The 1140-nt window shown below is 39.4% G+C and carries 1 protein-coding gene; it reads left to right on the forward strand.

Annotation, left to right across the window (positions count from 1 at the left end):
- Position 1 precedes the first annotated feature (1 nt).
- The coding region (locus BIV59_RS18610) for an IS110 family RNA-guided transposase (protein WP_083392256.1) at positions 2–1140 on the forward strand (1139 nt) is incomplete at its 3' end.

Below are 1140 nucleotides of genomic sequence, written 5' to 3' on the forward strand. Positions count from 1 at the left end.
TGTGGCCAAAGGAGAAAGTGAAGTTCAAGCCTTTTTAGATAAAGATAAGCCTTTTGGGAAAAGCTTCAGTTTAAAGCATATCAGGGAAGATTTAGAGTCATTTATTTCTTTTTTGAGAGGAATAGAGAAAAAGACTGGCGTTCGGCCAGCTGTCATACTTGAATCTACAGGACATTACCATACACCAATTATTCAATGTCTTGAGGACAATCAGTATCTTTATATCTTGGTCAATCCGATTATTTCCTATCAAGCCAAGAAAACAAGCCTTAGGAAGGTAAAGACGGATGCGGTTGATGCTTATCATCTTTGTGTTCTTTATTACAAGGAAGAATTTGAGCCGTATAAGAAAAGAGGACTAAGACTTCTAAATCTGAGAACCTTATCAAGGCAATACGAAACGGTTACGAACCTTTACATTCAGGCAAAACTTCAATTCCACACAATTCTTGACCAGGTATTTCCGGAATATAGGGGAGTCTTTGGAGATCTATTTTCAAAAGTCTCTCATCAGGTTTTAAAGGGATTTCCTACATCTCAAGATGTTCTGAGGACTGGTGAAGCAAAGATACTGGAGAGAATTGTTGGAATGCGTATAAAACGGTCTGAGAGTTGGGCCAGGGAGAGGGCAGCTACATTAATAGCTTCGGCTGAGCGCAATCCTTTCCAACAAGGTGTGTATCAAAGTCAGTTGTTCAGTTTGGATATGTATATCTCTATGCTTCTTCAGTACCAAGAACACCTATCCAGTATAGAGACAGAGATAGATGTCTTGGCAGAAGAAATTAAAGAATATAAGATTATCCAATCCATTCCCGGGATAGGAGGAAAGATCGCGGCAACGATCATTTCCGAAATCGGAGAAATTGATCGGTTCAATCATCCTAAGAAACTTGTGGCTTACGCAGGAATAGATCCAAGTGTCCATTCATCAGGTAAGTTCACAGCTACTATAAATCATATTACTAAACGAGGTTCAAGCCGATTACGGCACGCTTTGTATATGGCCGTTTTATGCGGTATTAGAAGCTCCAGGAACAAGAAGCTAAAAGAGTATTATGATCGGAAACGAAATGAAGGAAAGCCTTCAAAAGTAGCGATGATCGCTTGTGTAAACAAACTCTTACACTGGATTTTTGC

The organism is Bacillus sp. MUM 13 (assembly GCF_001866725.1).
Lineage (GTDB): Bacteria > Bacillota > Bacilli > Bacillales > DSM-1321 > Peribacillus.